Here is an 8,750-nt window from a genome sequence, read left to right on the forward strand (position 1 = left end):
GACGGCACGGTGGCGGACTGGCTGGCGGCCCTGGACCGCCGCGCCGAGCTGCGGGCCCGGGCGGGGCTGACCCGCACGCTGCGCCCCCGGGCCGCCGACGACGCCGTGGTCGACCTGGCCGGCAACGACTACCTCGGCCTGGCCACCCATCCCGAGGTCACCGCCGCCGCCGCGACCGCCCTGTCCGCGTACGGGCTGGGCGCCACCGGGTCGCGTCTGGTGCGCGGGTCCACCGACGCGCACCACGCGCTCGAGGACGACCTGGCCGGCTGGCTCGGCGTCGACCGGGCGCTGGTGTTCTCCTCCGGCTACCTGGCCAACCTCGCCGCCGTCCGAGGGCTGACGCAGCCGCGTACGCTGCTCGTCTCCGACGCCCACAACCACGCCTCGCTGATCGACGGCTGCCGGATCTCCGGCGCCGAGACGCTCGTGACGCCGCACGCGGACGTCGCAGCGGTGGCCGCGGCGCTCGCCGCCGCGCCGGGCCGCCCGGCGGTGGTGGTGACCGAGTCGGTCTTCTCCGTCGACGGCGACCTGGCCCCGCTGGCGGAGCTGCACGCGGTGGCCCGCCGCCACGGCGCGCTGCTGCTCGTCGACGACGCGCACGCGCTCGGCGTCACCGGCCCGGCCGGCGCGGGCGGGGTCGCCGCCGCCGGGTTGGCCGGCGCGCCCGACGTGGTGGTCACCGCGACGCTGTCCAAGGCGCTCGGCGGGGCGGGCGGCGTGGTCGCCGGGCCGGCCGAGTTCGTCCGCCACCTGGTGGAGACCGGCCGCACGTTCATCTTCGACACCGCGCCGCCGCCCGCCGTGGTGGCCGGGGTCCGCGCCGCGGTGCGCCTGGCCCGCACCGGCGACGCGCTGCGTGCCGAGCTGGCCGACCGGGTCGCGGCGGCGGTGCGCCGGCTCGGCGGGGCCGGGCTGTCCGTGTCCGCCCCGGACGGCGCCGTGATCTCGGTGACCGCGCCCGGCCCGCAGGAGGCGACCGCGTGGGCCGCCGCCTGCCGGGACCGGGGCGTGGCGGTCGGCTGCTTCCGTCCCCCGTCCACGCCGGACAGCCGCTCCCGGCTGCGGCTCACCGTCAGCGCCGGGGTGGACCGGGCCGACTTCGACCGGGCCCTGGACGTGATCGTGGAGTGTGCGCCATGAGCTTCGGCGACGCCTGGACCGGGCCGGTGCTGGTGACCGGCACGGACACCGAGGTCGGCAAGACAGTGGTGACCGCCGCCGTCGCCGCCGCCGCGCAGGCGGCCGGCCTGCGGGTCGCCGTGGTCAAGCCCGGCCAGACGGGTACGGCGACAGGCGAGCCCGGCGACGTCGACTCGGTGACCCGGCTGGCCGCCCCGCTGACCGGCCGGACGCTGGCCAGCTACCCCGATCCGCTGGCCCCGCTGGCCGCGGCCCGGGTGGCGGAGCTGCCGCCGCTGGAGCTGTACAACGCGGTCGACGCGATCCGCGAGGAGGCGGACAAGCACGACCTGGTGCTCGTCGAGGGTGCGGGCGGGCTGCTCGTACCGATGGGGTTGCGCCCGTCCGGCGAGCCGTGGACGGTGGCCGACCTGGCGGTGTCGCTCGGCGCGCCCGCGGTGGTGGTGGCGCGGGCCGGGCTCGGCACGCTCAACCACACCGCGCTCACGCTGGAGGCGCTGGAACGGCGGGCCGTCCCGGCCGGTGTGGTGATCGGCGCCTGGCCGACCGAACCGGAGCTGGTGCACTGGCTCAACCTGTCCGAGCTGCTGCCGAACCTGCTCGGCGCGGTGCCGGCCGGCGCGGGCGGGATGGACCCGGGCGTGTTCCGCCGGTCCGCGCCCGGCTGGCTCACGCCCGCCCTGTACGGCGTGCTGGACGACTGGCGGGCCTGGGCCGAGGAGACCTGACTTTCGTCGGTGCCCGGCCCGGCCGGGCGTGGGTAGCGTGACCGCCGTGGAACCCCGCGAACGACAGGGCCGGGCCGGTGACGTGCTGCTCTGGGCCGTGCTCGCGGCGCCCGTCGCGTACGGCCGGCTGACCCCGCCGCAGATCGGCGAGCTGCCGCCGCTGGCCGCCGCGCTGGCGCTGCTCGGCGTGGCGGTGTGGATCGGGCGCCGGTGGCCGCTGGTCGCTGTGCTCGCGGTGGTGGCCGGCTCGCTCGTCGACGGCAACGTGGTGTTCGCCATCCCGGTCTTCGGCTACCTGGCCGGGCGGCGCAGCGACCGGGCCGCGCCGGCCGCCGCCGTCTTCGCCGCCATCGCGGTCACCGGCTCGGTGCTCAACCTCGGGCTGCTCGGCACCGAGCCGTCCACCTGGTTCCTGCTCTCCTCGGTGCTGCTGTTCGCCGGGGTGTTCCCCTGGCTGCTGGGCCGGTTGCGGCGGCAGCACCGCGCGCTCGCCGACGCCGGGCTGCGGCACGCGCAGGTCGAGCGGCGGGCCGAGGTCGAGCGGGTACGCCTGCGCGAGCGGGCCCGCATCGCCCAGGACATGCACGACTCGCTCGGCCACGACCTGAGCCTCATCGCGCTGCGGGCGGGCGCGCTGGAACTGGCGCCGGACCTGTCCCCGGCGCGCCGGTCGGCGGCCGGGGAGCTGCGGTCGAGCGTCGCCGCCGCCACCGAACGCCTGCACGACGTGATCGGCGTACTGCGCGAGGAACGCACCCTGCGGCCGCCGGGGGAGACGGTCGCCGACGTGGTCGACGGCGCGCGCGACGCCGGGATGACAGTCGACCTGCGCGCCGACGAGGCGGACCTGCCGCCGCTGCCCGCACACGCGGTGCACCGGGTGGTCCGCGAGGCGCTCACCAACGCCGCCCGCTACGCCCCGGGCGCCCCGGTCACCGTCGAGGTGTCACACGACACCGATGCGGTGATCGTCGCGGTGGTGAACGCGTCGCCGCCGGCCGGTCCGCTGCCCGGACCGCCGTCGCACGGCTCCGGGTTGCTGGCGCTGCGCGAGCGGGTACGCCTCACCGGCGGCACCCTGGACGCCGGTCCCCGCGACGGCGGCTGGGCGGTCACCGCACGCGTCCCGCTGGACGGGGCGGCCGGCCCCGGCACACCGGGCGGGGACGCCGACCCGCTCGCCGGTGCCGGCGTACCCCGGCGGGGTGATCCCGGGGACGCGGCCCGGCGGCTGCGGGAGGCCCGGCGGCGGGTGCGGCGCAGCCTGCTCGTGGCGATCGGCGCGCCCGCCGGGCTCGCACTGGTGCTGGCGCTCGTCTACTACCCGCTCGCCACGGCCGGCGCCGTCCTGGAGCGGGCCGGCTACGAACGGCTGCGGCTGGGCGAGCCGCGTGACGCGCTCGGGCTGCCCCGGCGGCAGGCCGACCCGCCCGCGACCGGCGCCGTGCCGGGCTGCGAGTTCTACACCGACGGCAACTTCCCGTTCGCCCAGGCGACCTGGCGGCTCTGCTTCGCCGACGGGCGGCTGGTCAGCAAGGAGCAGATCGAACCATGAGCGACGACCACGAGCGTCCGCTGCGGGTGGTGCTCGCCGACGACGAGGCCCTGGTCCGGGCCGGGGTCCGGGCGATCCTGGCCGCCGACCCCGGCATCGAGGTGGTCGGCGAGGCGAGCGACGGCCTCGCGGCGGTGGAACTGGTCCGCGCGCACCGGCCCCGGGTGGCGCTGCTGGACATCCGGATGCCCCGCTGCGACGGGCTCAGCGCCGCCGCGCAGATCCGCCGGCTGGTGCCGGAGACGGCGGCGGTCATGCTCACCACGTTCGGCGACGACGACCTGATCGCCCGCGCGCTCGGCCACGGCGCCGCCGGGTTCCTGCTCAAGTCCGGTGACCCGCGGGAACTGCTGGCCGGGGTGCGGGCGGTGGCCGACGGCGGGGCGTACCTGTCGCCGCGGGTGGCCCGCCGCGTGATCGAGCTGAGCGGGGGCAAGCTCGCCCGGGGCCCGTACGCGCGGGACCGGCTGGCCGGGCTGACCGACCGGGAACGCGACGTGCTGGCGCTGGTCGGGGCGGGACTGTCCAACGCCGAGATCGCCCGCCGGCTGCACCTGGTCGAGGGCACCGTGAAGAGCTACCTGACCAGCATCTTCACCCGGCTGGACGTGCGCAACCGGGTGCAGGCGGCGATCCTCGCGTACGAGGCGGGGCTGGTCCCGCCCGCCGGCTGACCAGCCCCGCCCCGCTCAGGCGTCGCGCCGGGACAGCGCCCACCGGCCCAGTGCCAGCGCGGCGGCGGTCCAGGCGGCGAGCACCAGCAGCCCTGCCGCCGCCGGGTACGGCTCGGTGTCCCCGGCCAGGAAGTGGTTGCCCGCCACGCCGGGGAACGCGTCGGCGATCCGGGTGAGCACCGTGATGTCCGGCTCCTGCAACGACAGCGGCACGATCATCAGCAGCGCGAACAGCACGGTCAGGGCCAGCACCGCGCCGCGCAGCGCCGCCGCCAGGCCGAGCGCCAGCACACCGACGAGCGCCAGGTACGCCGCGGCGGCGACCACGTCGGCCGCCGTGCCGCCCAGCGGGGCGCGGCCCCACTCGCCGAGCACCGGCCGGGCCGTCACCGCGCCGACAGTGCCGAGCAGCAGCCCGAGGCCGAACGTCACCGCGCCCACCACCACCGCCTTGGCCGCCAGCACCCGCCCCCGCGACGGGGTGCACCGCAGCGTGGTGCGGATCGTGCCGGTGGTGAACTCGCTGGTGATCGCGAACAGGGCGAGCGCCAGCACCACGTACTGGGTCAGCTCCAGCGACCCGGCCACGATCTCGCCGACGCCCACCACGCCCGGGTTGTTCGCCGGGTCGTCGTCGGTGTTGGCGTTGCGCGCGTAGATGGCGAGCTGGGCGCTGGTGGCCGCCATGGTCAGCACCGCCGCGAGCAGCGTCCACCAGGTGGAGCGCACCGACCAGAGTTTCGTCCACTCGGCGGCCACCGCCCCGGCGAGCGGATGTCCGGCGGGGGCGGGCCGGGCGGTCCGCCGGGCCGGGTCGAGCGTGGACTGCGCGGTCATCGGGTTCCACCTCCGGTCGCGCCGGCGGCGTACTCCACGCTGTCGGCGGTCAGCTCCAGGAACGCCTCCTCCAGGGAGGGGGCGACGGGGGTCAGCTCGTGCAGGCGTACCCCCATCTCGTGCGCCAGGTCGCCGACCCGGCCGGCGGTGCTGCCGGCGACGGACATCCCGCCCTCGTCGACGGTGACAGTCGCGCCCTCGGCGGCGAGCCGGTCGCCGAGCGCGGCGAGCGCGGCCGGCTCGGGCCCGCGTACCCGGACCGACGCGGCGGGCCGGGCGGCGATCAGCTCGGCCAGCGGCGCGTCGGCCACCAGCCGGCCGCGCCCCAGCACCACGACCCGGTCGGCGGTCTGCTGCATCTCGCTCATCAGGTGGCTGGAGACGAGGACGGTGCGTCCCTCGTCGGCGAGGCGGCGGGTGAACCCGCGGATCCATCGCACCCCGTCCGGGTCGAGCCCGTTGACCGGCTCGTCGAGCAGCAGCACCGGCGGGTCACCGAGCAGCGCGCCCGCGATGCCGAGCCGCTGACCCATGCCCAGGGACAGCGCCCGGCCCGGCTTGCCGGCGGCGCGGGCGTCCAGGCCGACCAGGTCGAGCACCTCGGTCACCCGCCGGGCCGGTACGCCGTTGCTGCGCGCCATCGCCCTCAGGTGCGCCACGCCGGAGCGGGCCGGGTGCACACCTGTCGCGTCGAGCAGCGCGCCGACCTCGTGCAGCGGGTGCCGCAGCGTGCGGTAGTCCCGCCCGTTGACCACGGCCTGCCCGGCGGTGGGCCGGTCCAGGCCGAGCACCATCCGCATGGTGGTGGACTTGCCGGCGCCGTTGGGGCCGAGGAACCCGGTGACCTGCCCGGGGCGGATCTCGACGGTCAGGCCGTCGACGGCTGTCACGTCGCCGAACCGTTTCGTCAACGCGCGAATTGTGATCATGCGGCGACGCTATGGTCCGGCGGGGGTGCCGCACCGCCGCCGAACGGCAGCGACCGACACTGACTTTCGTCAGGTGGGACGGACCACGAACGCGTCCGGCATCCGGAAGGTGAGGTTGTCCGGGCACCACGGTGGACGCACCACCGTCACGCCGTCGAGCAGCGCGGTGGCCTCGGCGACCACCACGGCGGCCTCCATCCGGGCCAGCTGCGCGCCGACGCAGCGGTGCGGCCCGGCGCCGAACGCCAGGTGCCGCCGCGAGCCGGGCTGCCCGGGACGGAACTCGCCCGGCGCGCCGACCACGGCCGGGTCGCGCCCGGCACGGGCCAGCCACGCGACCACGCTGGTGCCCGCCGGTACGGGCACCTCGCCGAGCGTCGTGTCGACGGCTGCCACCCGCCGCCAGGTGACGATCGGCGGCTCCAGCCGCAGCCCCTCCTCGACCACGTCGTCGACGCCGATCTCACCGGCGCGCAGCCCGGCCCGTACCGCCGGTTCGCCGGACAGCCGGTGCAGCAGCAGGGTGAGGAACTGCGAGGTGGTCTCCTGACCGGCGACCAGCAGGAAGAACAGCGCCCCGACGACCACGTCGGGGGAGTGCCCGGCCTCGCGCAGCCGCGCGGCGAGCCCGCCCCCGGTCGCGGCGAACTCGCGCAGCACGGTGTGGAACCGGCCCACCTCGGCGGCGAGCGCCAGTTGCCGGGCGGAGTCGAGCGGCGCCCAGAACAGCTCCAGCGCGGCGCGGGCGAAGTCCTTCACCGCGCCGACCGGCGCGTCCGGCAGCTCGACCAGCCGGGCCAGCACCAGCAGCGGCAGGTCGGCGGCGAGACCCGCGTACAGGTCGACCGGGCGGCCCGCGTCCAGCGCCGCCGCCAGCCCCGCCACCCGCTCCCGGACCAGCCCGGTCAGCCACTGCCGCTGGGCGGCCACCCGGTGCGGGTGCAGCGCGTCGGCGACGATGCCGCGGATCTCCGGGTGGCCGGCGCCGCCGTTGTTCGCCAGCGTGGGCGGCAGCCGGAACCGGTGCCCGGCGAGCACCCGCAGCGCCGCCACCGGGATCGGGGTGACCGCGTCGAGCGCGTTGTCCGGCCGGAACGTCACCGGGTCGGTGAGGATCTGGCGGACGAGCGCGTGCCGGGTCACCACCAGGTGCGGCACGCCGACGTGGTCGACGACGGTGGCCGTGTCGGGCCACTGTCCGTCGACGGACTCCCCCCAGCCCCGGAACAGCACGCGGTAACGCTAGCGACGGGCGCCCGGCGGGTTCGGGTCCAGCTCCCACACGGTGGTGTGCTTCACCCGTACGCTCTCCAGCGCCTCGGACACCGGCACCTCGTACGTGGCCAGCTCGTGGAACCGTTCGCGGGGCAGGAACGCCCGGCCCGGGTCGCCCACCAGGACGCGGGCGCCGGCGCGGGCGGCCCGGAGCAGGAAGCGCAGCATCCGGCGGGCCATCGCCTCGCTGTAGAAGACGTCCCCGGCCAGCACCACCTCGGCGTCACCGGCGTCGGAGTCGAGGACGTCGCCGAGTTCGGCGTCGACGCGTACCCCGTTGGCCTCGGCGTTGAGCGCGACGGCGGCCACGGCCCGCTCGTCCACCTCGACCGCCCGGACGGCGGCGGCGCCGGCGCGGGCGGCGGCGATGGCGACCAGGCCGGAGCCGGAGGCCAGGTCGAGCACGCGGCGGCCGGCGACCACCTCGGGGTGGTCGGTGACGTAGCGGGCCAGGCCCTGCCCGCCGGCCCAGGCGAACGCCCAGAACGGCGGCGGCTGGGAGCTGCGGAACTCGCCCTCGGTCAGCTCCCACAGGCCGATCGGCTCGTCGGCCTGGTGCAGTAGCACTTCGGGGACGAACGCCACCGGGGCGAGGCGGGCGTGCAGCCGGACGAACGCGGCGGACAGCTCGGACACCGGGGAATTGTGTCCCACCCGGCTTCCGGGCCCGCATTCCGGGCGTGTCGCGGCGCGGTCGTGACCGGTTCACCACGCTCGGTGAAACAGCCCTCGTGTTGTGGCGTTGGATGCGAACACGCCCGTCTACCGGCGTGCCCGGCGCGCTCCTAGCGTTGCCTGTGGACACGACCGAGGGTGAGGAGGCCTGGTGAGCGGGTGGCGGCAGGCGCTGCGGATCGGACTGGTGCTGACCTTCGTGGCCGGGACCGGGTACGGCGGAGCCCTGCCGGCGCGGGCGGCGGCGGCCTTCTCCACGGAGTTGAGCGGCCTGCCGGACGAGTTCACCGCGGGGAACCGGGTGGAGACGTTGTCCGCCGTGGTGTCCCGCTCCGACGGGGGCGGCTGTGTCAAGGTGCGCTGGTCGATGCTGGTGCGGGTGCAGGGCCTGCGGCTGGACCAGCTCAAGGTGGACCGGGTGGAGGACAGCGGATCGTTCCCGCTGGAGATCCGCACCGAGGGAGACACCGCCCGGCTCACCGACCGGCAACTCGACCCGGGTGTGCTCTGCCCCGGCCGTACCGTGACCGCTCGCTACCGGGTGGCGTTCGCCGAGGACGTCGGGCGCGGCCGGGTGAGTTTCGCCGCCGAGGCGTACGACCCGCAGTTGCGGCTGCTGGCCCGGCGGACCGCCTCCCGTGAGGTGGTGGGGGAGGAGGAGGCTTCGCCGACGCCGGCACCTACCAGCGCGGAGCCCACCGAGACTCCGACCGGCGAGCCGTCCACCGAGGCGCCCGACGAGGAGCCCACCGACGAGCCGACCGACGCCGCGGTGGTGGAGCCTCCGGCGCCGGGTGGCGTGGCCGGGCGGCCGGTGGCGGACAGCGGCGGATTCGGCCTGGTGCAGGCCGCGTTCCTGCTCGGCGGGCTGCTGCTGTTCCTCGGCGCCGGTCTGCTGCTGCGGATGCGCCGCCTGCTGCGCCCCGCCCCG

Annotated in this window: 9 protein-coding genes; 5 read left to right on the forward strand and 4 right to left on the reverse strand. The window is 76.8% G+C overall.

The window, feature by feature from the left end; genetic code table 11:
- Positions 1-9 precede the first annotated feature (9 nt).
- Genes F8279_RS27840 through F8279_RS27855 form a run of 4 tightly spaced genes read left to right on the forward strand, consistent with a single transcriptional unit; the run spans position 10 to position 4,103 of the window.
- On the forward strand, positions 10-1,146 hold the full coding sequence (locus F8279_RS27840; RefSeq protein WP_151501531.1) for an 8-amino-7-oxononanoate synthase: 1,137 nt from the start codon (positions 10-12) through the stop codon (positions 1,144-1,146).
- Positions 1,143-1,874, forward strand: a complete 732-nt coding sequence (gene bioD / locus F8279_RS27845) for a dethiobiotin synthase (protein WP_135243865.1) — start codon at positions 1,143-1,145, stop codon at positions 1,872-1,874. Before F8279_RS27840 ends, bioD begins: the two co-directional genes overlap by 4 nt.
- 46 nt (positions 1,875-1,920) lie before the next feature.
- Positions 1,921-3,429 (forward strand): sensor histidine kinase, encoded by a 1,509-nt coding sequence (locus F8279_RS27850; RefSeq protein ID WP_225853438.1) that lies wholly within the window; start codon positions 1,921-1,923, stop codon positions 3,427-3,429.
- The gene (locus tag F8279_RS27855) at positions 3,426-4,103 is read left to right on the forward strand and encodes a response regulator transcription factor (RefSeq protein WP_151501525.1); all 678 of its coding nucleotides are present in this window, start codon (positions 3,426-3,428) and stop codon (positions 4,101-4,103) included. Before F8279_RS27850 ends, F8279_RS27855 begins: the two co-directional genes overlap by 4 nt.
- A 15-nt stretch (positions 4,104-4,118) precedes the next feature.
- Here F8279_RS27855 and F8279_RS27860 read toward each other — a convergent pair whose 3' ends face one another.
- From F8279_RS27860 to F8279_RS27875, 4 genes are all read right to left on the reverse strand, one after another.
- Positions 4,119-4,940, reverse strand: coding sequence for an ABC transporter permease (locus tag F8279_RS27860; protein WP_151501526.1), 822 nt, complete (start codon positions 4,938-4,940; stop codon positions 4,119-4,121).
- Positions 4,937-5,869, reverse strand: a complete 933-nt coding sequence (locus F8279_RS27865; protein ID WP_151501527.1) for an ABC transporter ATP-binding protein — start codon at positions 5,867-5,869, stop codon at positions 4,937-4,939. Before F8279_RS27865 ends, F8279_RS27860 begins: the two co-directional genes overlap by 4 nt.
- 69 nt (positions 5,870-5,938) lie before the next feature.
- Positions 5,939-7,102 (reverse strand): cytochrome P450, encoded by a 1,164-nt coding sequence (locus tag F8279_RS27870; RefSeq protein ID WP_151501528.1) that lies wholly within the window; start codon positions 7,100-7,102, stop codon positions 5,939-5,941.
- 9 nt (positions 7,103-7,111) lie between these two features.
- Positions 7,112-7,780: a methyltransferase gene (locus tag F8279_RS27875; RefSeq protein ID WP_151501529.1), complete on the reverse strand. Its 669-nt coding sequence runs from the start codon at positions 7,778-7,780 to the stop codon at positions 7,112-7,114.
- Positions 7,781-7,970: 190 nt separating this feature from the next.
- Here F8279_RS27875 and F8279_RS27880 point away from each other — a divergent pair.
- Positions 7,971-8,750 (forward strand): hypothetical protein (locus tag F8279_RS27880; RefSeq protein WP_151501530.1); only part of this gene is annotated, 780 nt, incomplete at its 3' end.

This window comes from Micromonospora sp. AMSO1212t (genome assembly GCF_008868145.1).
Lineage (GTDB): Bacteria > Actinomycetota > Actinomycetes > Mycobacteriales > Micromonosporaceae > Micromonospora > Micromonospora tulbaghiae.

What these genes read in the sequence shown, in the direction of transcription:
- F8279_RS27860 (WP_151501526.1), bottom strand. Translation starts at nt 4,940, where the DNA reads ATGACCGCGCAGTCCACGCTCGACCCGGCCCGGCGGACCGCCCGGCCC.
- F8279_RS27855 (WP_151501525.1), top strand. Translation starts at nt 3,426, where the DNA reads ATGAGCGACGACCACGAGCGTCCGCTGCGGGTGGTGCTCGCCGACGAC.
- bioD (WP_135243865.1), top strand. Translation starts at nt 1,143, where the DNA reads ATGAGCTTCGGCGACGCCTGGACCGGGCCGGTGCTGGTGACCGGCACG.
- F8279_RS27865 (WP_151501527.1), bottom strand. Translation starts at nt 5,869, where the DNA reads ATGATCACAATTCGCGCGTTGACGAAACGGTTCGGCGACGTGACAGCC.